The sequence below is a fragment of the Gemmatimonas sp. genome, assembly GCF_044344655.1.
GTDB lineage: Bacteria > Gemmatimonadota > Gemmatimonadetes > Gemmatimonadales > Gemmatimonadaceae > Gemmatimonas.
Genome location: NZ_JBIJCN010000008.1, coordinates 22,481 through 46,322, shown reverse-complemented (window position 1 = coordinate 46,322; position 23,842 = coordinate 22,481). Strand labels below are relative to the sequence as shown.

The window sequence follows — 23,842 nt, the reverse complement described above, 5'->3', positions numbered from 1 at the left end:
GCGCCGGCAGAGGGACGCTGGAGTGATCCGGGACCGGTCGGCCGCTCACGGCGTTGCTGGGGCTCCGGCAGAGGATTCCGCTCGAGATATCGTCGGAGGTAGCGACCGCACCGTGCGAAAGGAGTGACATGCATAGGTTCCGGCGGCTCCGTTCTGGGGGCCGCGTGATTACGATGCGCCGCGCGCCGGATCGGGTGTCCCGTACACGCCGGTCCTCGTAGATTGTCGATGTGACCGCTCCCCCTCGCTCCGTGTTCCCCTTTGGTGCTCCGGTGTCTGCGCTCAATCTCGGGGGCGCCGACGCACCTGCGCCGCGCACCACGCCGACGTCGCTGCGCCCCCCTGCGCGCTGGGTGCCGGCGGCGTCGCCGCCGGCTGAGCTGGTGAGTGCACTCCAGCGCGACCTGTTGTTGCCCGAGGAGGTCTGCCGCCTGCTGGTGTCGCGCGGCTATCGTGACGCGGACGCCGCCAAGCGATTCCTGCGGCCGCGTCTCGAGCACGTGGAGGCCCCGTCCGCGCTTCACGACAGCGACCGGGCCGTGTCGCGAATCGCTGAGGCGGTACGGGCCCAGGAGACGATCTTCGTGCACGGCGACTACGATGTGGACGGCATGTCGTCGACCGCGTTGCTCACACGCGTGCTCCGAGGCTTGGGAGCACTGCGCGTCGTACCATTCGTGCCCAATCGCCTGACCGATGGCTACGATCTTGGCAGCGCGGGGGTGGCCGCCGCCCGTGCCGCTGGCGCGACCCTCGTGGTCACCTGTGATTGCGGTACCAGTGCGCATGGGCCCGTACAGGAGCTCATGGCATCCGGTATCGATGTGATCGTTACCGATCATCATTTGCCGGGCCACGGGATGCCGCCCGCCTATGCGGTGTGCAACCCGCGTCATCCGAGCTGTCGCTCGGCAGACAAGGATCTTGCTGCCGTTGGCGTGGCCTACAAACTCTCGCTTGCGCTCTGCGACGCATTCGGTGTTTCGGCCGGGCTCGCGCACCGCCAGCTCGATCTCGTGGCTCTCGCAACGATCGCCGATGTCGCCCCCCTTCGCGGCGAGAATCGCGTGCTCGTGCGGTATGGGCTCAAGCTGCTCAACGAAACCACCCACCCCGGTCTGCGTGCGCTCATCCGCTCGTCAGGACTCGAGGGCAAGGCGTTGACGGCGGGTCGCGTGGGTTTTGTGTTGGCGCCGCGTCTCAACGCCGCTGGCCGCATCGCCGATGCCAAGCGTGGGCTGCAACTGCTGCTCTGCGAGCGGGACGATGAGGCCAACGCGATTGCTCGCGAGCTGGAGGAACTCAATCGCGCCCGGCAGGAACTCGACAAGGTCGTTCTCGATCAGGCGATGCGTCAGGTCGAGCAACCCCACATGCGTGATCGCTACGCGCACGTGTTGTATCAGGACGGCTGGCATGCGGGAGTGATCGGCATCGTTGCCTCGCGCATCGTGGAGCAAACCGCCCGCCCGGCCGTGCTGGTCGCCGTTGAGGATGGCATTGGCAAGGGATCGGGGCGGTCGATCAGCGCTTTTGATCTGCATGGTGCGCTGGGTGACTGTGCTTCGCTGTTCATGCGCTATGGCGGCCATCGGGCGGCGGCGGGGCTGACCATGCGCGCAGAGCAGCTGCCGGCGTTTGTCGACCGCTTTGACGCGGTGGCGCGGAAGCGCCTTGCCCCCGACGATCTGGTGCCGGAGTTGCGTGTCGATCTCGAGGTGCCGTTGCACTTGGTGGGGGAGGATCTCGAGAAGTTGGTGCGTCACTTCGAACCGTTCGGGGTGGGGAATGCGGCGCCGCTGTTTCATGCCCGCGGTGCCCGGCTCACCCGTGCACCGCGCAAGGTTGGCGCGGACGGGCTCAAGCTGTCGATCGACATGACCCGGGGAGAGCTCGAGGCGATCGGGTGGGGCATGGCCCCGCGTGCCGCCACCTTGGATATGACGCGTGCATTGGACATTGCCTTCAAGCTCGAGCGTGACGAGTACCGCGGCGTGTCGCGGCTGCAGTTGCGCCTGGCCGACCTTCGTCATGGAGAGGAGTGAGCGTGCGGATCATTGCCGGGCGATGGAAGGGACGGCGGATCGAGGCCCCGCCGGGTGAGGCGGTACGCCCCACAGGCGATCGCGTGCGTGAGGCATGGATGAGCATCGTGCACCCCCTGTTGCCCGATGCGCGGGTGCTGGACTTGTGTGCAGGGAGTGGGGCGTTGGGACTCGAGTGCCTTTCCCGGGGCGCGGCGCAGTGCGACTTCGTGGAGCAGGCCCCCAGAGTCCTGACGGTGATCGAGAAGAACCTCGCTGGCCTGGGAGGCCACGAGGGAGCTGTGCTGCACCGTGACGAATCCGTGCGATTCGTGCAGCGGTTGCCGGCGGAGGCCTACGACATCGCCTTCGCGGACCCGCCGTACGCCTCAGACACGGCGCACCGTTTGGTGGAGCAGTGGCTGGCGGTCCCTTTCGCCACGGTGTTCGCCGTTGAACATTCAGCAGCGGTCGCACTCCCCGCGATCGGCGAGACCCGCCGGTATGGCACCACCGCTCTGACCTTCTTTCGCACCGTTCCGTGACCCCCGATCCGGCCGTCCAGGCCGATGCCACCAGTGTGCGGGCCCAGGGCCCGCTTATCGCGCTCTATGCCGGCTCGTTCGACCCGATCACGCACGGGCACGAGGACCTGATCAAGCGCACGCTGACGTTCTCCGATCGCCTCATCGTGGCGGTTGCGAACAACGTCAACAAGCAGCCGCTCTTCCGCGTGGACGAGCGGATCGCATTCATCCGCGAGTGTATTGGCGACGACCCGCGCATCGAGGTCCGTGCCTTCTCGGGGCTGCTCGTCGAGTTCGCGCGGGAGGTCGGGGCACGGGTCAATGTGCGCGGGCTTCGGGCCGTGAGCGACTTCGAGTACGAGTTCCAGCTCGCGCTTATGAACCGTCACCTGTATCCAGACCTCGAAACGGTCTTCATGACGCCCTCGCTCGACACCACCTACATCAGCTCCAGCATGGTGCGCGAGGTGGCGAGGTTCGGAGGGGATGTGTCCGGGTTGGTGCACCCGGTGGTGGGGCGGGCACTGATCGAGCGCTATCGCGAACTGGCGATGGGGCGAGAAGGGCGGGGATGACCGGCGCCGGCGCGTTCCTTGATGCCGTGCATGCGCGGGCGGCTCTGGCCCCGCGCACGATTCTGTTTCCCGAAGCGACCGATCCCCGCACGGTGTCGGCCGTGCTGGCGCTGGAGAAGCGCGGGTCGGTCCGCCCGATCGTCGTTCGTCGCGGCGACGCCCCTACAGGGGAAATGCCGTCGGGAGCGATGCTCCTTGATCCGCTCACGGACCCACGCACCGAGCGGGTTGTGGCGCATCTGCTGGCCAGGCGGGGCGACAAGGGGCTCACGCGCGAAGATGCCGAACGCCTGGCCCGTGAACCGTTGTACTTCGCCGACAGCCTCGTGGCCCTTGGTGAGGCCGACGGCTGCGTGGCGGGGGCCGTGTATACCACGGCCGATGTGTTGCGCGCCGCATTGTGGACGATCGGTGCGGCCCCTGGCGTGAAGACCGTATCGTCGTCGTTCTATCTGATCGTACCGCCCTTCCGCAGCAGCGCGACGGAGGTACTCACGTTCACCGATTGTGCCGTAGTGCCCGACCCCAGCGCACGCCAGCTGGCCGACATCGCGCTCGCTGCCGCGGCGGATCGCCGTCGTATTGTCGGCGACGAGCCGCGGGTGGCGTTTCTCTCCTATAGCTCCATGGGAAGCGCCGATGGCCCCTCGGTCAGCAAGGTGCGGGACGCGGTGGCCATGGTGCGGGCCGCGGCCCCGTCGCTGATCGTGTCCGGTGAGCTGCAGGTGGATGCAGCCCTCATTCCCGAACTCGCTCGCCGCAAGGCACCGGGAGAGGCGGCGGCCGGCACGGCCAACGTGCTCGTCTTTCCCTCGCTCGATGCGGGCAATATCGCCTATAAGCTTACCCAGCGTCTTGCGCACGGGACGGCCATCGGGCCGATCCTGCAGGGGCTCGCCAAACCCTGTAGCGACTTGTCGCGAGGGGCGACAGCCGACGACATTGCACATGTCGCGGCCATCACCGCCCTGCAGGTCGCAGGCGCGGCGTGATCCACTTTCCCTGTACCCCAGGTACCGCATGAGCTTCACGCTGGAGCACACGGACCACGCCCTGATCGTCACGATCGAGGGCCACCTCGTGGTCACCAACCGGCAGGAGTTCAAGCAGGCGATTCTCGACGCCGTGGAGCAGGGCGTACGGGTCGTCGTCGTCGACTTCACCACCTCCGGCTACATCGACAGCTCGGGGCTGGGCGCGCTGGTCTCGCTCAGCCGACGTCTCCGCGACGTCGGTGGTGACCTGCGTCTGGTGGGGCTCAACGACGATTTGCGTACGCTCTTCGAACTCACGCGTCTCGATGCGCTCTTCCCCCTCTACGCCACCCGCGCCGACGCGCTTGCGGCCCGCTGATTCGGTGGCGACCCGTGTCTCGTCCCGCGCCCGCGCTCCCCAAGTGGATGCGTCCACGGTGCGGGCGGTCACGGCGGCGTCTGTCACGGAGGCACGCATGACGACGGTCTCGCGGCGGTGGGTCCTTGCCTCGGACGTGCAGCACATCGCTCCGCTCGTCGACGAGGTGGTGTGCCTCTGTCAGGCCGCCGGGTTTTCCTCGAGGCAGTGCCGGCTCAACGTACCCATCGCGATCACCGAGGCCGTGACCAACGCCATGGTGCGTGGCAACGGCGGTGCGCACGAGAAGCAGGTGGTGGTGGTCGTGCGGGTCAGCATGGAGCAGCTGGTGGTCGAGGTGGTCGATGAGGGGAGTGGCTTCGAGCTCGATGGCGTGGAGCAATCACCCGAGGATGTGGACTGGCTCGAGCGCGAGGACGGGCGCGGGGTCTTTCTCATGCGGCAACTCATGGACCGGGTGGAAAACCGCTGTCTGGATCACGCCGCGGGCCACCTGCTCCGGCTCATTCTGAACAAGGCATGACTGAGGTCGCCGCCCTTCTGGCCGCGTTTCTCGAGGCCACCGGGCGTGATGCTGCCATCTGGGAGCGACGGGAGGGCGCCGTCACCCCCACGCTCCTTGGAGCCTCTTCCGTCGCCTTCGCCGATCGTACCGAGCCCGGCGCCGCCGCATGGGATGTGGCCACGTGGGCACGCGCGCAGGCCTTGCACGCGCAACTCGTCACGACCGGAGACAGCGTGGGCTGGCTCTTCGTCGAACCGGGACACGCGGCCGACGCGGATCGGCTCCTCGGGCGCCTGGTGCCCGTCGTGCGTCGACTCACGCGTGAGCGGGACGGCGCCACCCGTGAACTCGCCGAGCGCTACGAGGAGATCAACCTCCTGTACGCGATCGGCGAGCTCCTGGGCGGGACGACCTCGGTTGAGGAGGTCGCTGAGACGCTCCTCGTCGAACTTGCCGCCACCATCGGCGCGCGGCGCGCGGTCTTTCTCCGGGCGGATCGCTCGCAGGGCGCGCTCGCACCGATCGCGACCCTTGGCCTTGGTGACGCGGAGTACGAGGCCATCGCGCTGGAGCGCCACGATCACATCGCGGTGCGCGCGTACCGGGCCGGTGGCGCCTGCACGGAGGATGGGCAGGCCGCCATGGTTGGCGATCCGGTGCTCGCGACACGTGGCGCTCCGCTCCTCGCGGTCGCGATCGCGCGGCCCAGCAGCGGCATCGGGATCACGGGCACCTTCGCGATTCCCACGCGCCGGGCGACGGATCCCGTCGCCACCCCGTTGGGCGTTCTGGTGCTTGCCGGTCGAGAGGGTGGATCGTCCTTCACGGCGGGCGATCGCAAGCTGGCGGTGGCCGTGGGCACGCAGATCGGTACGGCCATGCACAACGCGTCGCTCGTACGGGCCGCTGTAGAGCGGCAGCAAATGGCGCGCGAGATGCAGCTCGCCAATGAGTTGCAGCTCAAGCTGTTGCCCAATCCTCGCGTGGTGCAGCCCGAAGCACGTGCGGCGGCTCGCGTGATTCCCGCGGAAAGCGTGGGGGGCGACTTCTTCCTGCTCGCACGCCTCGATCGCGATCGGACCGGGGTGCTGATCGGCGACGTCTCAGGGCACGGCTATCAGTCGGCCCTGATCATGGCCCTCGCCCTCAGCGCCGCGGGGATCCACGTGCAGGCGGCGTTTGATCCGTCGATCGCGCTGGAGGCGGTCCATCGTTCGTTGCGCGACGAACTCGAAAGCACCGAGATGTCGATCTCGATGTGCTATGCGGTGATCGACATACGGGCCGGCGAGCTGCGCTTCGCGAACGCCGGGCACCCGCACGCCTTCGTGCTTGCTGCAGACGGGCAGCTCGTGCGCCTTGGCGCCGTGGCCCCACCCCTCGGCTGGTGCGATGACACGATTGAAGAGTGCGTCATTACGTGGAAGCCTGGGCAGCGTCTCGTCTTCTTCACCGATGGCATGGTGGACGCGCGCGACGCCCAGGGGCGTCGCCTCACCGAGCAGCCCCTTCTCGATACCCTTGCTTCCATGACCCACGGCGAAACCCCGGACCAGATGCTCCACGCACTCTTCTCCCAACTGCAGGCCCACGTCGGGTCTACCGCGCTTCGTGATGACTGCACGGTCGTCGTGGTGGACCGGCCGTGAGCGGCGGACGTCGGTTTGGATCGCGTCCCGAGAAGAATCCCGGCGGGCGGAGCGGGGCAGGGAGACTGCCGGCGCCGCGCAAGCGGTTCGGACAGCACTTTCTCACCGACGGGCGTGTGCTCGACAGCATCGCAGACACCCTCGGGGCGATCGGCGACCGCACCGTCCTCGAGATCGGACCGGGGCGCGGGGCGCTGACTGACCGGCTGGTGGAGCGGGCAGGGCGGGTGGTCGCGATCGAGGTCGACCGGGATCTCGTGCAACATCTTCGCGCGCGCTACGCCGGCAAGTCACACGTGGAGATCGTGGAGGCGGACGTCTTGCACACCAACCTTGCCGAGTTGGCCGGCGGACCATACGTCCTCGCCGGCAATGTGCCCTACTACATCACCACCCCCATCATCTTCCACGCCTTGGAGGTTCCGCGGCCAGACCAAGCGGTGTATCTGGTGCAGAAAGAGGTCGCGGACCGGATGGCTGCGCCGCCGGGAGATAAGACGTATGGGGCCCTGAGTGTGAACCTGCAGTCGGTCGTGGACGTGACGTTCATCCGGAAAGTCCTTCCCGGTGCCTTTAATCCTCCGCCGGCGGTGGACAGTGCGGTGGTGTCGCTCACGCCGAGGGCGACGCCTGTCGTGGAGGCTGCGCTGGAAAAGCGGTTCCGCAGCTTCGTGCTGGCGGCGTTCGGGCTTCGCCGAAAGCAACTCGTTCGAGTGGTCCGCACGGCCGCGTCTCTCGATGCGGAGCGGGCCTTGGCTGTGGTCACGGCCTGCGGGCTCAATCCCGAAGTGCGCCCTGAAACACTGACGCCCGCCGAGTTTGCATTACTCGTGCGGGCGCTGGCCGACGTGAGCGGGCGGGACGATCAGGCGGCGCCTTCGTCGAGATAGCCCGCGTTCGTGAGGGCAAACGACAGCCCTTCGAGTTCCATCGCCATGTTGACGCTCTTGAGGTTCACGTGCGGCGGCACGGTGATCTGCGTTGGCGCGAAGTTGAGGATGGCGCGCACGCCCGCCGCCACGATGCGGTCCACGACCGCCTGCGCGCCATCCGCTGGAATGGCCAGCACGGCGATGGGGGCGTCGTCGGCGCTGATGTCTCCCACCAGCGCGTCCATCGGGCGAATGACCGCCTCGCCCCACGGCTGACCGATCTTGCTTGGATCGTTGTCGTACACCCCCGCCACGCTGAAGCCGCGCTGGCGGAATCCGCGGTAGTTGGCGAGTGCCGCCCCGATCTTGCCGGCGCCGATGATGACGACCTTCCATTCACGCTGCAAGCCGAGGATCTCGCGGAGCCGCGCGGTGAGCTCGTGGACCGGGTACCCGAGCCCACGTTTGCCGAACGACCCGAAAAAGGACAGGTCCTTCCGGACCTGCGCGGGGGTCGTCCCGCAGAGGTGGGCCAGTTCGTCACTGGACGCGGTGTGCTGGCCACGGGTGTCGAGATCCTCCAGGTAGCGGAGGTACATCGACAGGCGGCGTACGGTCGAGTCGGCGATGCGTTTCACGGCGTCGTGGATGGCTTGTGAAATTCTTCACAAAGACTGGTGAATAGTAGGACATCGCCGACGGCAATACCAGCGGCATGGTTCGCGCTGCTGCTATCTTGCGCAGGTGACTGGTTTCTCTTCCCCTGAGCGCGCCCCCGCCGCCGGTGCCCGCCCATTCGGCACCACCGCGTCGCCGCGCCCCACCACCCTGTCGGGCCGCGCGGCGCGACGCCTCGCTCAGGGGCCCCTCGACGCCGTGACCCTCATGCGTGAGGTTTGTCAGGTCGAGCGGCTGCAGGCCGATGCTGCCGAACGCATGGCGCAGGCGCTGCTGGGGAGTCACCCCGAGTTCATTCGGCTGCCATCAGGGCACTGGGCGCTTGCGTCGGCGTCGGCGCCTGACGTCCGTGGACCTTCCGGGATCATGGTCGCTGGCGCACCCGCCACCGGCGCCTTCGCCGCACCCGAGTCGGCGCCTGACGATCCGGGCCCCTCACTACGAGACATCACCTTCTCGGTGGTCGACGTTGAAACGACGGGGACACGGGCGGCAGGGGACGATCGCATCACCGAGATCGCAATCGCCACGGTCCGTGGCGGCGCGGTGATCGACGTGTACAGCCAACTGGTCAATCCCGAACGACCCATTCCCCCGTACATCACGGCGCTCACCCAGATTTCGTGGGAAATGGTCCGCGATCAACCCCGTTTTCGGCACGTGGCCGATCAGGTGCTGGCGCGCTTGGCGGGGAGCGTGTTCGTGGCCCACAACGCCAGCTTCGACTGGCGTTTCGTCAGTGAAGAGATCCGTCGCGGGGTGGGGCATGAATTGTCCGGCCCGCGGTTGTGCACGGTGCGGCTGGCCCGGGTGCTGCTGCCGGAGCTCTCGCGCCGTTCGCTCGACCACCTCACGCATCATTTCGGGATTGCCATTGAAGCCCGGCACCGGGCCGCTGGCGACGCCGTGGCGACCGCGCAGGCGTTGTGTCGCATGTTGATCATTGCCGAGCGCGACGGCGTGCGTACGTGGGCCGAGCTCGATGCCCTCGTGAACTCGCCGGCGTCCCGGCGTCGCCGCACGGCCAGCGACCGTCGGCGTCGGGCTTTTCCCCTTCCTGTCCAAGAGGATTCCTCCGCGTGAGCGATTCGTCCGACGCCCCGTTCCCCGTGTATCCGTTCCCGCAGCCGCTGGTCGAGACCCGTTCCATTGGCTCCGTCACCGTGCATGCGATCCAGGCCGGCGGGCAACAGCTCGACGGCGGGGCCATGTTCGGGGTCGTCCCCAAGACCCTTTGGTCGCGGCGTCTACCGGCCGACGACAAGAACCGGATTGCCATGGGGATGCGGTGCCTGCTGATCGAGCATCCCCACGGGCTGGTGCTGATCGATACCGGGTCGGGCAACAAGGAAACGCCCAAGTTCCACGACATCTACGGGATCGAGAACCGCGGCCGCGACGGGCGGACGGCGCTTGAGGATGGCATCCGGCAGGCCGGGCATACCCCGGAGGACGTGTCGCTCGTAATCAACACACACCTGCATTTCGATCATGCCGGCGGCAATACGTGGCGGACGCCCACGGGCGAGGTGCACGCGGCGTTCCCCAACGCGCGCTACCTCGTGCAACAGGGGGAGTTCGAGTACGCGATGCGCCCGAATGAGCGCACCATGGCCAGCTACTTTCCCCCCAACTGGGCGCCGATCATGGCGGCGGACCGATTCGATTTGGTGTCGGGCGCGGCGGAGGTGCTCCCCGGGCTGTCGGTGCTCCCGACACCCGGGCACACGCCCCACCATCAGAGTGTGCTGCTGCGGTCGGGCGGGGAGACGCTTTGCTTTCTGGGCGACGTGGTTCCCACGGCGCACCACCTTCCGCTCCCCTGGATCATGGGGTACGACGTGGAACCGCTGGTGACGCTCGAGTCCAAGCGGACGCTGCTTGCCAACGCGCTGCGCGAAGAGTGGGTGGTGGTGTTCGAACACGATGCACAGGTGGGCTTCGGGCGAGTGGCCCACGATGGCAAGGCATATCGGCTGGCGGACTCGCAGGGGGGTTGACCTCCGGCCCCAGCCGCCTACCTTTCCCCTGTTGCGAGTGTCTTGGCCAACCGTTCATCGGTGGGCCGCCAAAATCGAGCAAGTGGTCCGGCATCGAAGCCGGGCCCACCCTTCGGCCCTCTCGACCGGTTCGTCCGGCGGAGGTGTGCTGCTGGAGTCCATCGAAGCCGGCTCCCCGGTACACGCACACGTGCGTCTACGGGCGGGTACGCCGTTTGCGACGCGGGCTCCTCACAGGGGTCCGCGTTTTTCTGTTTCTTCCACCGGAGTACGCACTATTCAGGATTCGACGAAGCGTCCGCCACGGGTGAACCGGCAAATCCGGATCAGCCCCGTTCGCGTGATCGGTGCCGACGGCAGTCAGCTGGGTATCCTCGAAGTGGACGCCGCATTGTCCATGGCGCAGGAGCTGGGGCTCGATCTCGTTGAAGTGGCGGCGGCTGCTCGGCCGCCCGTAGTCCGCATCATGGACTACGGCAAGTTCAAGTTCGAACAGGCCAAGCAAGCCCGACTCGCGAAGAAGAAGCAGCACGTGATCCATCTCAAGGAGGTCAAGTACCGCCCCGGGATCGATGATCACGACTTCGAGACGAAAACCCGCCACGCGCGGCGATTCCTCGAGGAAGGCAACAAGGTGAAGGTGACGCTGATGTTTCGAGGCCGTCAGATCGCCCACCCCGAGCTTGGTAAGGCAGTCGTGGAACGCGTGGCTCAGGAACTGGCCGATCTGGCGAAGACCGAGAGCGCGCCCGCCATGGAAGGAAAGTCGATGACGATGATCCTCGCGCCCAAGTGATCACCTCCGGGTGATCAGCGCGTGATCCGACGTAGGGCTGCCCCACATGGGGTGGTTGACCGCTGACGTGAGTAAAACATGCCGAAGATGAAGACCCACAGCGGCGCCAAGAAGCGCTTCTCCGTAACGGGATCGGGGAAGGTGCGGCGCCTGAAGGCCTACAAGAGCCACATCCTGACCAAGAAGACGTCCAAGCGGAAGCGTAATCTCCGTCGCCCGGCGATCGTTGAGACGAACGGCGAAGCGAAGCGTATCAAGCGTCTCATCCTGGCCTGAGGATCTCCTACTATGCCACGCGTCAAGTCCAACGTCGTTCGTCTCAAGCGCAAGAAGCAGATCCTCAAGCACGCCAAGGGTGCCTTTGGTGGCCGGTCCAAGCTCTGGAAAGCTGCCAAGGAAACCGTGGAGCGCGGCTGGCGCTACGCCTACCGCGACCGTAAGGCGAAGAAGCGCGACTTCCGTCGCCTCTGGATCGTGCGTATCAACGCCGCCGCGCGCACGCACTCCATGTCGTACAGCGCCTTCATCAACGGTCTCCACGCCGCCGGTCTCGAAATCGATCGCAAGGTGCTTGCCGATCTCGCGGTGCGTGAGCCCGAGGCGTTCGCCGCCATCGCCGAGCAGGCCCGCAAGGCGCTCGAAGCCCAGGCGGCTGCGTAAGTCGATGGGCCCCGCGTGCCGCCACGCGGCGGCTCACGGTCGTTAAATTGCGAGGGCCGGCGTCGAAAGATGCCGGCCCTTCGTGCTCCCGTTCTCCGATTCTCCTCGTGATCCTCTCCGATTACCTCGCTCAGGCCGATGCGCTCGCGCAGGCGTGCCGGGCGCTCCTCGACGGGCTCGATCCCGCCACGCGACTCGATGTGGCCAAGGGGCAGCTCAATGCGCTCAAGGACGAGCGGCTTGCGGAGCTGCAAGGGGCGTTGCGCGCGCTGCCTGCCGAAGACCGGCGGGCCGCCGGCGGCGCCTTCAACAGCCTCAAGACGGCCCTCCAGGACGCGCTCGATGCCTTCGGTGCCCGACAGGCTGCCACCTCGGGCACCGCGAGCGTCGATGGCACCATGCCGGCCCGCCGCTCGTGGCGCGGCTCGCTGCATCCGGTGACGCTGGTGATCGACGAGATCTGCGAGATCTTCCGCGAACTCGGCTTCACCATCGCCCTCGGGCCTGAAGCGGAGACGGAGTGGTACAACTTCGGCGCGCTCAATTTTCCCGCCGACCATCCGGCGATGGAGTTGCACGACACGCTCTATCTCGGCGACGATACGCTGTTGCGCACGCACACCTCACCGGTGCAGGTCCGCACGCTGCAGCGCTTTGCGCCCCCGGTGCGTGTCCTCGCGCCCGGTCAGGTGTATCGCCGCGACTTCTTCGATGCCACACACGCGCCGGCGTTCATGCAGCTCGAAGGGCTGGCCATCGACGAAGGCGTGAGTTTCGTGGACCTCAAGGCCACGCTCGCGGAGTTTGCGCGCCGCTTCTACGGGGCGTCGCGCCGAGTGCGCTTCGGGCCGTCGTACTTTCCGTTCGTCGAACCCGGCGCGCAGATGGACGTCGAGGTCGATCTCGGCGATGGCAAGGGGCTTCGCTGGGTCGAAATCCTCGGATGTGGTATGGTCCATCCCAACGTGATCGAGGCGGCAGGGCTCGACAGTGAGAAGTACACCGGCTGGGCCTTCGGTATGGGCCCGGCGCGCATCGCCATGTCGCGCTACGGCGTCAACGACATCCGCACTCTCTACGACTCCGACGTCCGTTTCCTGGAGCAGTTCGCTCGATGATCGTCTCGCACGAATGGCTCAAGCAGTTCGTTCCGCACACCCGCACGGCGCAGGACGTGGGTGAGGCGCTCAGCCGCCACTGCGTCACGCTCGATGGGATCGAAGCGCTCGGCACCCAGCTCGCCTCCTTCGTGGTGGCGCAGGTTGTGGAAGCCGGGCGTCATCCCAACTCCGATCACCTGTGGGTGACCAAGGTCGACGACGGCAGTGGGACGCTCCTCGAGGTGGTGTGCGGCGCCCCCAATGTGGTGGCCGGCACCAAGTATCCGTTTGCGCGCACCGGTACGGTGATGCCCAACGGGCTCAAGATCGAGAAGCGGAAGATCCGCGGGGAAACGTCGAACGGCATGCTCTGTTCGTCGCGTGAGCTTGGCCTCGGTGACGAGCACGATGGCATTCTCGCGCTGGATACCGAGGCCGCGCCCGGTACGCCGCTGCTCGAGGTGATTCCGATGGCGGACGCTCGCCTCGACCTCGACGTGCTGCCCAATCGTCCCGATCTCCTCTCGCACCTGGGCGTGGCGCGCGAAGTCGCTGCGATTACGGGCAGGCCACTCTCAGTCGTACCGGTCGATCTCACGGGAGCACTCTCCACGCTGCCTGCGATCACCGGGGGCCAGGCGGCTCGCGGTACGCACGCCAGCGTGACGATCGATGATGCGCACAGCTGCCCGCGCTATGTGGCCGTGATCGTCCGCGGGGTGAAGGTGGGCCCCAGCCCCGACTGGCTGCGGGCACGGCTCGACGGGATCGGGGCGCGCAGCATCAGCAACGTGGTGGATGCGACCAATTACGTGCTGCATGGCTTCGGGCAGCCCGTGCACGCCTTCGATCTCGCCAAGCTGTCCGGCGGGGCGATCGTCGTGCGTCCCACCCGCGACGGTGAATCGATCGTGACGCTCGATGGACAGCAACGGGCGCTCGCTGGCGGCACCACCTGTATCTGTGACGGGGCGGCGCCCGTGGCGTTGGCCGGTGTCATGGGGGGGCGCGACAGCGAGGTCACGGAAGGCACCACCGACGTGCTGCTCGAAGTCGCGGTCTTCGATGCGAAGTTTGTACGCCGCGTCCGCAAGGCCGTGGGGCTCAACACCGATGCGGGCTATCGCTACGAGCGCGGGATCGATGCCGGCAACACCCAGGACGTCGCGCGCCTCGCGGCGGCGTTGATCGTGCAAGTGGCCGGCGGTGAGGTGGTGGAGATCCTCGATGTGGGTTCGGCGCCGGCCCCGCGATCGCCTGTGGCGCTGCGTCCGGCGCGCTTGGCCCGCTTGCTCGGCATGACGGTCGATCGGGCGGAGATCGTGCGCCGTCTCGAATCGCTGGGTTGTGGGGTGGCGGATGCCGGTGACGCGTTGGCGGTAACGGCCCCTACGTGGCGTCATGACCTTGTGCTCGAAGTGGATCTCATCGAGGAAGTGGCGCGGCTCATCGGTTTTGATGCGCTCCCCGATGAATTGCGGCCGTTCCGTCCGGGGACGGCACCTGATCATCCGCTGCACCTGGCGTCGCGTCGGGTGCGCGATGTGCTCGTTGGGCTCGGCCTCGCCGAAACGCGACCGATGCCGTTCACGGCGACTGGCAACGAACACACGCCACGCGTACGCAACCCCTTGGCGGACGACGAGCCGTATCTTCGCGCGTCGGTGCTCGACACGCTGGCGCGTCGCGCCGAGTACAACTTGTCGCGCATGCAGGGCAACCTTCGGTTGTTTGAGGTGGGCAATACCTTCACGTCGCGTGCCTCGCGTTTGCCGCTCGAGGAAATGCGCGTGGGGGCGCTGCTCATGGGAGCGCGTCGTCCGGCGCATTTCACCGATCCCAACCCACCCGCGTTCGACATCTGGGATGCGAAGGAGCTGGCTGACCGCATGGCGTCAGCCGCGTTCCCCGGGCGTGCTGTGCGCTTCGTCGCTGGCGACGCGCCGGTGATGTGGCAGGTGCATGTGGAGGGACTCGGGCGGGTCGGGCAGGTTGAGGCGGTGTCGCTCGATCGTCCGGTGTGGGCCAGTGACGCCTGGGGGGTCGAACTGACGCTCGGCGTCCTGTCCTCCGATGACATTGCCGCGCCGGGGCAGGCGGCCCATGCGCCCGCTGTCCGCGAGTCCGGCGCCACGCGCGCCGTGCGCTACACGCCGTTGCCGGTCACACCGGCTGCGGAGATCGATCTGGCGCTACTGGTGCCCGATGGCACGAGTGCCGCGGCCGTGGAGACCGTTTTGCGCGAGGCGGGCGGGGAACTGCTGGAGCAGGTCACGCTGTTCGACGAGTTCCGCGGTCAGGGCATCCCCGCCGGCGTGCGCAGCCTCGCTTGGCGGTTGACGTGGCGCCATCCGGAGCGCACCCTGCGGGACAAGGAGATTGACGGGCGTCGGGTACGCCTGCTCGACATCCTCGACAAGGAACTCGGTATCCGTCCACGTGCGTCCTGACGTCGTTGCCTTTCGCGAGCTCGATACGCTCGTTCGCAATCTGAGTGACCAGCTGGCGGGCTTCCGCCGGCGGGCGCTTGCCGCGGAGTCGCGTACCCGTGAGGTCGAACAGATTCTTGCCGGTCTCCAGGGCAAGCTCGATGAGGTGCGCGAACAGGCGGCGGACGCGCAGGCGGCGCGTGATGCGGCCGTGTCGCGGGCACGTTCCGTCGAGGCGCAGCTGGAGGTGGCCCGCGACGAGGTACAGCGGGTCACGACGGCCTTTGCCGACCTGGCGGCGAAGGCGACCCCTGAAGCGCGAGATCAGCAACTGGCCCGCGAGAATGAGCGCCTCCGCGCACGTCTGCAGGACGCACGGGAGCGGACGGCGCAGTTGACCGAGCGGGTGCGATTCCTTCGCCAGCAGGTCGGACAGGGAGCCGAACGTTGATGGACATCCGGGCAGTCGTGAAGGTGCGGATCTTGGGCGAGGAATACACCTTGCGCACCGAGGCCTCGCCGGAGCACACCAAGGCGGTGGCCGAGCACGTGGACCGGACGATCCGGGCGATCCTCTCCGGGTCCTCGACCATGGAAACGCAGAAGGCGGCGATCCTCGCCGCCCTGCAGGTTACCGATGAGCTCTTTCGTGAGCACGTGGCCATGGAGTCGCTGACCAACGACATGAAGCAGCTGGCCGCCGATATCCGGCCGCTACTGCCACCTGCCAAGCGCGGAGAGGAGCCGGGCGCGGCGTAATCGGGGCGCCCCTGTTGCGGCACCTACCGTCGAGCCATACGTTCTCAGGGTCGGCCTTCGGAGTGCAGGTCTGCCGGTTTCGTCGCGCTTGGTCGTGCGCCTGACGAACCGGCTGCCGTGCACGGCGGTGAGCTGACCGCCTTCATAGATCGAGGGGCTCACGATCCAACCCGCGCGGCGCGCGGTGGAGTATATATCCCCATGGGAGAACTGTCCCTGGCGGCGCTCATCAGCGCCGTGGGTGTGGTTGTGGCTGGCGTTGCATTCTTCGTGGGGCGGCAGTCCGGCCGTGCCATCGAACTGAGCGCCCAACAGCGGGCCAAGGCCACGGCAGAGGAAACGGCGGCTCGGGTGGTCGACGAGGCGCGCCGCGAAGCGGAAACGATCCGCAAGGGCGCCGTGGTGGCGGGCAAGGAGGAGCTCCTGCTGCTCCGCGAGACCCACGAGCAGGAGCTCCGCGGGCGCCGGGCCGACGTGGAACGCGAGGAGAAGCGGGTCACCGAGCGGGAGACGCAGATCGATCGGGCACGCGAGTCGCTGGAAGCCCGCGAGCAGGAGCTCCAGCGCCGCGGCAAGGAACTCGGCCAGCGCGAGCTGGCGTCGACGGCACGTGAGCAGGATCTGGAGCGGCTCATTGGCGACGAGCGCCGCCGGCTTGAGCAGCTTGCGGGATTGAGCGCCGATCAGGCCAAGGCCGAACTGGTGCGGCGTCTGGAAGAGGAGGCACTGGCCGATGCGGCCAGCCGACTCCGCGAGATCCGCGAGAGTGCGAAACGCAACGCTGACCGCGAGGCGCGCAAGATCGTGGCGCTCGCGGTCCAGCGCGTGGCGGCTGAGACCACGGCCGAGACCACCGTGTCGGCGGTGTCACTCCCGAACGACGAGATGAAGGGGCGCATTATCGGCCGCGAAGGGCGCAACATCCGCGCGTTCGAGCTGGCGACCGGCGTGGACGTGATCATTGACGACACGCCGGATACGGTGGTGGTGTCGTGTTTCGATCCGGTTCGTCGCGAAACGGCCCGTCTCGCGCTTGAGAAGCTGGTGACCGACGGACGCATTCATCCGGGGCGCATCGAAGAAGTCGTGGCCAAGGCCCGCAAGGAAGTCGATGCCGCCATTATCGAGACCGGCGAGCAGGCAGCCTATGATGTAGGCGTTACGGGACTGCACCCGGAGCTGATCAAGCTGGTCGGTCGCATGCGCTGGCGTACCAGCTACGGTCAGAACATTCTCGCACACAGCAAGGAAGTGGCGTGGCTCGCGGGGATGATGGCCGCTGAACTCGGCCTCGACGTGGCGCTCGCGAAGCGCGGCGCGCTGTTGCACGACATCGGCAAGGTGCTCACCCACGAACACGAGGGCACGCACGTGCAGCTCGGCGTGGAAGTCGCGACCAAGTATGGGGAGAACCCGCTGGTGGTGAATTGCATCGCCGCCCATCACGATGACGTGCCCCATGAGAGCGAGGTGTCCGTGCTCGTGCAGGCCGCCGACGGTATCTCGGGGTCGCGCCCGGGTGCCCGCCGGGAAGCGTTCGAGACCTACGTCAAGCGCCTGGAGGGGCTCGAGAAGATCGCGTCGAGCTATCGGGGGGTGGAGCGGGTCTTCGCCATTCAGGCCGGGCGGGAGGTCCGGGTGGTGGTGACGCCCGAGCAGGTCGACGATGCTCGCATGACGGCCATGTCGGAGGAAATCGCGCGCCGCATCGAGTCGGAACTCCAATATCCCGGCCAGATCAAGGTCGTGGTCATCCGTGAAAGCCGGGCGGTGGACTTTGCGCGCTGAACTGATCGATGGAAAAGCCATTGCGGAAACGATCCGCCACGAGGTGGCCGCCGACGTGGCGGCGCTGACAGCGCGTGGCGTGGTCCCCGGGCTCACCGTCGTGCTGGTCGGCGACGACAGCGCGAGTGCCACGTACGTCGGGGCAAAAGAAAAGGCCTCGAAGGCGGCCGGGATGCAGGGTGAGACCATCCGCATGCCCGCCTCCACCACGCAGGCCGAGCTGCTCCTGGTGGTTGAGCGGCTCAACGCCGATCCGTCGGTGCATGGCATTCTCGTGCAGATGCCGCTGCCGAAGCACATCGATCCGGACACCGTGATCCGCCATATCCTTCCCGAGAAGGACGTGGACGGGTTTCACCCGGTCAACGTCGGCAAGCTGCTCATCGGCCACACCGATGGCTTCGTCTCCTGCACTCCGGCCGGCGTGATTGAACTGCTCGTGCGCAGTGGTGTGGACACCCGTGGCGCCGAAGCCGTGATTGTCGGGCGGAGCAACATTGTGGGAAAGCCGATGGCGGCACTGCTGGTGCAGGGACGTGCCGGCGGTGATGCGACGGTCACGGTGTGCCACAGCCGCACGCGGGATCTCGCCTTCCATACCCGTCGCGCCGATATCCTGATCGCCGCCATCGGTCGCGCCGAGATGATCACGGGCGACATGATCAAGCCGGGCGCCGTGGTGATCGATGTCGGGATGAACACGAAGCCCGACGCCACGAGGGCCTCGGGGACACGGCTCTGCGGCGATGTGCACTTCGCGAGCGCCGTCGAGGTGGCCGGCAAGATCACGCCCGTCCCGGGCGGCGTGGGACCGATGACCATTGCTATGTTGTTGCGCAACACGGTGCGTGCGGCGGAACGCACGCTCGCCGTGTCACGCTGACCGGAGACGGGCATGGCATCGCGTCGCACCAGCGGCTACGGTCCGCCCGTGCCATCCGACGCGGCTCCCGGGGGCGCTCCCGAGTCCGCCATCGCGGTGCGTACCCTGACCACGGCGGCGAAGGACCTCATCGAAGGGGCCTTCCCACCGCTCTGGGTGCGTGGCGAAGTCACCAACTTCAAGGCGCACCGTAACGGGCATTGGTACTTCTCCCTCCGCGATGCCGAGGCGCAGGTCAACTGCGTGATCTGGAGCTCGGCGGCTCGGCGCCTTCCCGGGCCGCCCGACGAGGGGATGCAGGTGCTGGCACTGGGGCAGATGACGGTATGGCCGGTGCGGGGCGACCTCCAGTTCAGCGTGAGCGCCCTTGAGGCGGAGGGGGATGGGCTCTGGCAGAAGGCGCTCGAGCAGACCCGACTCCGCCTTGAGAAGGATGGCCTGCTCGACCCGGCGCGCAAGCGCGCGCTCCCAGCCCACCCGCGTCGTATTGCCGTCATCACCAGTCCCGATGGTGCGGCGCTGCACGACATCATCACCGTCGCCCGCAGCCGCAGTGCGGAGGTCGAGGTGGTGCTCATCCCGGCCACGGTGCAGGGCGAGGGCGCTCCCGAGTCCCTGATCGCGGCGATCCTGCGGCTCGGACGCTGGCGTGACGCAGATTTGCTGATCATCGGGCGTGGCGGCGGGTCTCGGGAGGACCTCTGGGCCTTTAACGACGAGCGGGTGGCGCGTGCCCTGGCCGGGTGTCCGGTGCCCACGATTTCAGCGGTGGGCCACGAAACGGATATCAGCATCGCTGACCTCGTGGCGGACGTGCGAGCCGCGACCCCGTCGGCCGCGGCGGAGATGGCCGTGCCGTCGCGTCGCGAACTGGCGGCGCGGGTCGATGCCCTCGGGAAGCGGCTTGCCGCCGCAGCGCGGCGGCGCGAGGATCGGGCCGGTACGGCGTTGTCCCAGGTCCGCAAGCGCCTCGGGGCGGCGGCGTCCCGGCTCGTCGAACGGCGCCGTGGCCGCACCGAGACCCTCGCGGGGCAGCTGCACGCCTTGTCCCCGCTGAGCACCCTCGCCAGAGGCTTCGCGGTGGCGCGAACGCCCGCGGGCGCTACTTTGAGCAGTTACACGCAGTTTGTACCCGGCGCGCCGTTTGATCTGTGGCTGCGCGACGGCATCGTGGCGGTGACCGCCGGAGACGCGCGGCCGCTGCCGAACGGCATGGGCGATCCCACCACGGTCGTGCCGGACGTTTCCACCGAGGAGGACGACGCATGACGGAACCGACCTTCGAACAGTCGCTCAATCGACTGGAAGAGATCGTCCGCGACCTCGAGCGCAATGAACTCGATCTCGAGCAGGCGCTGCGCCTTTTCGAGGAGGGGATCCTGCATCTGCGAACCGCCGGTGCGGCGCTCAAGACCGTCGACGCGCGTGTGCAGCAGCTGGTGGAAGCGGCCGATGGTTCATTCTCGCTCGTTGAATTCGGATCCTGACCGCCAGAGCCGTGACTGGAACTTCTGTGATGTCGGAAGACACGGCGCGCGCGTTCGCAGCCGAACGGGTGGCCGTCCAGCGGGCCCTCGATGGCTACTGTGCGCGCTGGCTTGGCGACATTGCGCCGCTCACCGCCGAGGCGATCCGCTACGCCTTGCTGGGCGAGGGCAAGCGGCTACGGGCGATCCTGCTGTTGGAGGCTTACCGGGCATGCGGCGGGACAGGCAATGCCCTCGATCTGGCCGCCTCGGTAGAGGTGGTGCACGCGTACTCGCTGGTACACGATGACCTGCCGTGCATGGATGACGACGACGTGCGCCGCGGCCGCCCCACGGTGCATCGGGTCTATGGGGTGCCGGTGGCCACGGCGGCCGGCCTGGCGATGGTCCCGCTCGCGGCGCGCAGTGCCTGGCATTCGGCGCAGGCGCTCGGGCTGTCGGCCGCGGTATCCGCGGACATCGTGCGGGAGTTGATGGACGCCTCCGGCGGCGGCGGTATGATTGGGGGACAGCTTCTCGATCTCGAGGGCGAGGGCGAACAGCTTACCCTCGCATCGCTTGAGCAGGTGCACCGGCTCAAGACCGGCGCGCTGATCATGGCGTCGGTCACGCTGGGCGCGCGTGCCGCCTTGGCCCCGGCATCACGTCGGCTGGCCCTGGCCCGGTACGGCGCGTCGATCGGTCTGGCGTTCCAGATTGCGGACGACGTGCTCGACATAACCGCCACGACGGATCAGTTGGGCAAAACAGCGGCTCGGGACCTCGATCTGCACAAGAGCACCTATCCGGCGCTGCTGGGCGTCGAGGGAGCGATCGGGCGGGCCGTTGCGTTGGTAGAAGATGGGTGCGCGGCCCTCCATGGCGAAGGGCTGCTCACCCCTGCGCTGGAACAGCTGGCCCGCTACATCGTGGAACGCCGGTCGTAGACCGGCGGCCGTTCCCGCGTTCATTCCTGGTTGTCTGGGTCGTACCGCATTCCATCCGACTTTTTCATGTCCATCCTCGAAGGCATCAAGTCTCCCGCCGATGTTCGTCGTCTCTCCCGTGACGAACTGCGCACGCTCGCGCAGGACATGCGGGAGCGGCTGATCGACGTGTGCTCGCGCACCGGTGGTCATATCGGCGCCGGTCTCGGCGTTGTGGAGCTCACCATCGCCCTGCATGCGGCCTTCGATACCCCCACCGACCAGATCGTGTGGGACGTAGGGCACCAGGGGTACCCGCACAAGCTCCTCACGGGGCGCAACGACCGCATGGAAACGTTGCGACAGGAAGGTGGGCTGTCGGGTTTTCTCAAGCGCACGGAGAGCGAGTACGACACGTTCGGTGCCGGCCATGCGGCCACCGCCATTTCAGCGGCGCTCGGTATGGCCGCCGGTCGTGACGTGATGGGCGAGACGTTCAAGGCCGTCGCCGTGATCGGTGATGGCTCGCTCGGCTCCGGTCTTGCGTATGAGGGACTCAACAACGCCGGCCACTCGGATCGCGACATCATCGTTGTGCTCAACGACAATGAAATGTCGATCGCGCCCAATGTCGGCGCCATGCACAAGTACCTCACGAGCATCCAGCGCAACCCGCTGTACAACCGGCTGCGCTCCCGCATCGGCGATATCGTCGATCATGCCCCAGGCCCGTTTCAGTCGGCTGGCACGCTGCTCCGGAAGTGGGAAGAAAGCGTGAAGTCGTTCCTCACCCCGGGCGTTCTTTTCGAGGAGTTGGGCTTCCGCTATTTCGGCCCCATCGACGGACACGACATCGATGCGTTGATGGACACCTTCTCGGCGGTGCGCGACATGAATACGCCGCGCTTGGTCCACGTGATCACGCAGAAGGGCAAGGGCTTTCCCGCCGGTGAGCACGGGGAGAAGTGGCACGCGCTGCCCCCCGGCCATGATCCCTCCACCGGCAAGCAGCTCAGCGTGTCGGCGGGCAACCCGGCCTACACGGCTGTGTATGGCAAAGGGCTCGTTGAACTCGCCGCTGAACGCGCCGATGTGGCCGTCATTACGGCGGCCATGCCCGGTGGCACCGGGACTGCGGCCTTCGCGAAGGCGTACCCCGAGCGCTTCTTCGATGTGGGGATCGCCGAAGGCCACGGCGTGACCTTTGCGTCGGGGCTCGCGACGCGCGGCGTGCGACCCATCGTGACGATTTACTCCACGTTCCTCCAGCGCGGCTACGACAACATCATTCACGACGCGGCGCTGCAGAAGCTGCCCGTGGTGTTCGCGATGGATCGCGCCGGGTTGGTGGGCGAGGATGGTGAAACGCATATGGGCCTCTACGACATCTCGTACATGCTCACCGTCCCCAATATGACCGTCACGGCGCCCAAGGACGGCACGGAGATGCTCGGGCTGGTGCGCGCCGGCGTCGAACACACCGATGGCCCCTTCTGCCTGCGGTACCCGCGCGATGCGTCGCCGGATGTGCCGGTGTCGATGCGCGATATCCCGGCCACGCCGTACGCCACGTGGGAAGTCCTGCGGAAGGGCAGGGACGTCGCGATCCTTGCCACCGGCACGATGGTGCTGCCGTCGGTCGAGGCGGCCGCCGCGCTCGCGGCAGAAGGCCTTGATGTGACGGTGGTCAACTGCCGCTACATCAAGCCGTACGACGAAGTCACCCTCGCCGCGATCCTCGCCGAACACACGCACATCCTGACCGTCGAGGAAGGCGTGATGATCAATGGCTTCGGTGCCTTCCTCAACACGGTCATCAGCCGGCAAGCGCCGAACGTACGCACCATGGTGCATGGCGTGCCGGACAAGATCATCTATTCGGCTCCGCGCAAGAAGCAGCTCGCGGCGCTCGGGCTCGACGCTGCCGGGATCGCGGATTGCGTGCGCGCGCTGCACGCTTCCGAGGCACTGGCGGGTTGATGCGCGTCGGCGTTATCGGTCATCGCGGCTACGTCGGACTGCCCGCCATTCTGGGTACGCTCCACGACATCGCCCCCGCGCTCGGGCTTGAACTGGCCTTCGAGGACGAGCTCTGGGAGATTGCCGAGCAGGGCGAGCGGCTTGGCGCGCCCGAGACCGTGCAGGCGCTGTTTACGCTAGGCGGCGACGGAACCCTGCTGCGCGGCGCGCGTTGGCTCGACGGGCACAACGTGCCGATCCTTGGGATCAACCTCGGTCGCCTCGGGTTCCTCACGAGCTGCAGCGGCACCGACTTCGAGGACGGTGTGCGGCGGTTTGCGCGCGGCGACTTCATGTCGGAGCCGCGGATGGCGCTCGAGTCGTGCGCCCTCGATCGGGACGGGCGCGAACGATGCGGCTGGCGTTCGCTCAACGACGTGGTGCTGCACAAGGGCGGGTTCGCCCGCGTGGTGCGCTTCACGGTATTCGTCGACGAGGAGCCGATCGGCTCCTACTCCGCGGATGGCCTGGTGGTGTCCACGCCCACCGGCTCCACCGGCTATTCGCTCTCGGCGGGTGGCCCCATTGTGGTCCCGACCGTCGAGAGCATCGTGCTCACGCCGGTCTCGCCGCACACGCTGGCCATGCGGCCGCTCGTGCTGCCGCCGCAGGTCGAGGTGAAGGTGCGTGCGGATGATGGGCCGGAAGAACTCTTGGTGACGATCGACGGGCAGGTCGGCACTACCTTCACCGGTGGTGAAACGCTGGTGGTGCGTCGGGCCCGTAATCCGGTGCAGATCGTGCGCTTCCCCGGTACTACGTTCTTCACGCGCCTGCGTCGCAAGCTGGGATGGGGTGGTCTCTCCGAGCGCGACGGCGAACAGGGCTGATCG

At 67.3% G+C, this 23,842-nt stretch carries 25 protein-coding genes; 24 read left to right on the top strand and 1 reads right to left on the bottom strand.

Annotated elements, in window-relative coordinates; genetic code table 11:
- The first annotated feature begins 230 nt into the window (after positions 1-230).
- The 8 genes from recJ (at position 231) to rsmA (ending at position 7,523) form a co-directional block, all read left to right on the top strand.
- Positions 231-2,045: a single-stranded-DNA-specific exonuclease RecJ gene (recJ, locus tag ACIQ51_RS04395; RefSeq protein ID WP_396203794.1), complete on the top strand. Its 1,815-nt coding sequence runs from the start codon at positions 231-233 to the stop codon at positions 2,043-2,045.
- Positions 2,046-2,047: 2 nt separating this feature from the next.
- Positions 2,048-2,569, top strand: coding sequence for a 16S rRNA (guanine(966)-N(2))-methyltransferase RsmD (gene rsmD, locus ACIQ51_RS04390; RefSeq protein ID WP_396203793.1), 522 nt, complete (start codon positions 2,048-2,050; stop codon positions 2,567-2,569).
- The gene (gene coaD / locus ACIQ51_RS04385; protein WP_396203792.1) at positions 2,566-3,126 is read left to right on the top strand and encodes a pantetheine-phosphate adenylyltransferase; all 561 of its coding nucleotides are present in this window, start codon (positions 2,566-2,568) and stop codon (positions 3,124-3,126) included. The genes rsmD and coaD overlap by 4 nt, the downstream gene beginning before the upstream one ends.
- On the top strand, positions 3,123-4,118 hold the full coding sequence (locus ACIQ51_RS04380; protein WP_396203791.1) for a phosphate acyltransferase: 996 nt from the start codon (positions 3,123-3,125) through the stop codon (positions 4,116-4,118). The genes coaD and ACIQ51_RS04380 overlap by 4 nt, the downstream gene beginning before the upstream one ends.
- Before the next feature lie 28 nt (positions 4,119-4,146).
- Complete coding sequence (locus tag ACIQ51_RS04375) at positions 4,147-4,479, top strand: STAS domain-containing protein (protein WP_396203790.1); 333 nt, start codon at positions 4,147-4,149, stop codon at positions 4,477-4,479.
- A 97-nt stretch (positions 4,480-4,576) separates the two neighbouring features.
- Positions 4,577-5,002: an ATP-binding protein gene (locus ACIQ51_RS04370; RefSeq protein WP_396203789.1), complete on the top strand. Its 426-nt coding sequence runs from the start codon at positions 4,577-4,579 to the stop codon at positions 5,000-5,002.
- On the top strand, positions 4,999-6,633 hold the full coding sequence (locus ACIQ51_RS04365; protein ID WP_396203787.1) for a PP2C family protein-serine/threonine phosphatase: 1,635 nt from the start codon (positions 4,999-5,001) through the stop codon (positions 6,631-6,633). Before ACIQ51_RS04370 ends, ACIQ51_RS04365 begins: the two co-directional genes overlap by 4 nt.
- Positions 6,630-7,523 carry a 16S rRNA (adenine(1518)-N(6)/adenine(1519)-N(6))-dimethyltransferase RsmA gene (gene rsmA / locus ACIQ51_RS04360; protein ID WP_396203786.1) on the top strand — a complete coding sequence of 298 codons (894 nt, stop codon included), beginning with the start codon at positions 6,630-6,632 and terminating at the stop codon, positions 7,521-7,523. The genes ACIQ51_RS04365 and rsmA overlap by 4 nt, the downstream gene beginning before the upstream one ends.
- Here the strand turns inward: rsmA and ACIQ51_RS04355 are convergent.
- Positions 7,499-8,143, bottom strand: a complete 645-nt coding sequence (locus tag ACIQ51_RS04355) for a redox-sensing transcriptional repressor Rex (RefSeq protein ID WP_396203785.1) — start codon at positions 8,141-8,143, stop codon at positions 7,499-7,501. The genes rsmA and ACIQ51_RS04355 overlap by 25 nt on opposite strands.
- A gap of 106 nt (positions 8,144-8,249) precedes the next feature.
- Here ACIQ51_RS04355 and ACIQ51_RS04350 point away from each other — a divergent pair, with 106 nt between their 5' ends.
- The 16 genes from ACIQ51_RS04350 to ACIQ51_RS04275 all read left to right on the top strand — a co-directional run bounded on the left by ACIQ51_RS04350 (position 8,250) and on the right by ACIQ51_RS04275 (position 23,839).
- Positions 8,250-9,266, top strand: coding sequence for a PolC-type DNA polymerase III (locus tag ACIQ51_RS04350; RefSeq protein WP_396203784.1), 1,017 nt, complete (start codon positions 8,250-8,252; stop codon positions 9,264-9,266).
- Positions 9,263-10,183 carry an MBL fold metallo-hydrolase gene (locus ACIQ51_RS04345; protein WP_396203783.1) on the top strand — a complete coding sequence of 307 codons (921 nt, stop codon included), beginning with the start codon at positions 9,263-9,265 and terminating at the stop codon, positions 10,181-10,183. Before ACIQ51_RS04350 ends, ACIQ51_RS04345 begins: the two co-directional genes overlap by 4 nt.
- A 190-nt stretch (positions 10,184-10,373) precedes the next feature.
- Complete coding sequence (infC, locus tag ACIQ51_RS04340) at positions 10,374-10,979, top strand: translation initiation factor IF-3 (RefSeq protein ID WP_396203826.1); 606 nt, start codon at positions 10,374-10,376, stop codon at positions 10,977-10,979.
- Positions 10,980-11,057: 78 nt separating this feature from the next.
- Positions 11,058-11,255 carry a 50S ribosomal protein L35 gene (gene rpmI / locus ACIQ51_RS04335; protein WP_396203782.1) on the top strand — a complete coding sequence of 66 codons (198 nt, stop codon included), beginning with the start codon at positions 11,058-11,060 and terminating at the stop codon, positions 11,253-11,255.
- Positions 11,256-11,267: 12 nt separating this feature from the next.
- Complete coding sequence (gene rplT / locus ACIQ51_RS04330) at positions 11,268-11,639, top strand: 50S ribosomal protein L20 (protein ID WP_396203781.1); 372 nt, start codon at positions 11,268-11,270, stop codon at positions 11,637-11,639.
- A gap of 107 nt (positions 11,640-11,746) precedes the next feature.
- A complete protein-coding gene (gene pheS, locus ACIQ51_RS04325) occupies positions 11,747-12,757 on the top strand; it encodes a phenylalanine--tRNA ligase subunit alpha (protein ID WP_396203780.1) in 1,011 nt (336 codons plus the stop codon).
- Positions 12,754-15,189: a phenylalanine--tRNA ligase subunit beta gene (gene pheT / locus ACIQ51_RS04320; RefSeq protein WP_396203779.1), complete on the top strand. Its 2,436-nt coding sequence runs from the start codon at positions 12,754-12,756 to the stop codon at positions 15,187-15,189. Before pheS ends, pheT begins: the two co-directional genes overlap by 4 nt.
- A complete protein-coding gene (locus ACIQ51_RS04315) occupies positions 15,179-15,619 on the top strand; it encodes a hypothetical protein (protein ID WP_396203778.1) in 441 nt (146 codons plus the stop codon). The genes pheT and ACIQ51_RS04315 overlap by 11 nt, the downstream gene beginning before the upstream one ends.
- On the top strand, positions 15,619-15,927 hold the full coding sequence (locus tag ACIQ51_RS04310) for a cell division protein ZapA (protein ID WP_396203777.1): 309 nt from the start codon (positions 15,619-15,621) through the stop codon (positions 15,925-15,927). Before ACIQ51_RS04315 ends, ACIQ51_RS04310 begins: the two co-directional genes overlap by 1 nt.
- Positions 15,928-16,128: 201 nt before the next feature.
- Complete coding sequence (rny, locus tag ACIQ51_RS04305; protein WP_396203776.1) at positions 16,129-17,715, top strand: ribonuclease Y; 1,587 nt, start codon at positions 16,129-16,131, stop codon at positions 17,713-17,715.
- Positions 17,705-18,598 carry a bifunctional 5,10-methylenetetrahydrofolate dehydrogenase/5,10-methenyltetrahydrofolate cyclohydrolase gene (locus tag ACIQ51_RS04300; RefSeq protein WP_396203775.1) on the top strand — a complete coding sequence of 298 codons (894 nt, stop codon included), beginning with the start codon at positions 17,705-17,707 and terminating at the stop codon, positions 18,596-18,598. Before rny ends, ACIQ51_RS04300 begins: the two co-directional genes overlap by 11 nt.
- Positions 18,599-18,610: 12 nt before the next feature.
- A complete protein-coding gene (xseA, locus tag ACIQ51_RS04295; RefSeq protein WP_396203774.1) occupies positions 18,611-19,867 on the top strand; it encodes an exodeoxyribonuclease VII large subunit in 1,257 nt (418 codons plus the stop codon).
- Positions 19,864-20,085: an exodeoxyribonuclease VII small subunit gene (xseB, locus tag ACIQ51_RS04290; RefSeq protein ID WP_396203773.1), complete on the top strand. Its 222-nt coding sequence runs from the start codon at positions 19,864-19,866 to the stop codon at positions 20,083-20,085. Before xseA ends, xseB begins: the two co-directional genes overlap by 4 nt.
- Before the next feature lie 11 nt (positions 20,086-20,096).
- Positions 20,097-21,011, top strand: a complete 915-nt coding sequence (locus ACIQ51_RS04285) for a polyprenyl synthetase family protein (protein WP_396203772.1) — start codon at positions 20,097-20,099, stop codon at positions 21,009-21,011.
- A 66-nt stretch (positions 21,012-21,077) separates the two neighbouring features.
- Positions 21,078-22,970, top strand: coding sequence for a 1-deoxy-D-xylulose-5-phosphate synthase (gene dxs, locus ACIQ51_RS04280; RefSeq protein ID WP_396203771.1), 1,893 nt, complete (start codon positions 21,078-21,080; stop codon positions 22,968-22,970).
- The gene (locus ACIQ51_RS04275) at positions 22,970-23,839 is read left to right on the top strand and encodes an NAD(+)/NADH kinase (RefSeq protein WP_396203770.1); all 870 of its coding nucleotides are present in this window, start codon (positions 22,970-22,972) and stop codon (positions 23,837-23,839) included. The genes dxs and ACIQ51_RS04275 overlap by 1 nt, the downstream gene beginning before the upstream one ends.
- Positions 23,840-23,842 lie beyond the last annotated feature (3 nt).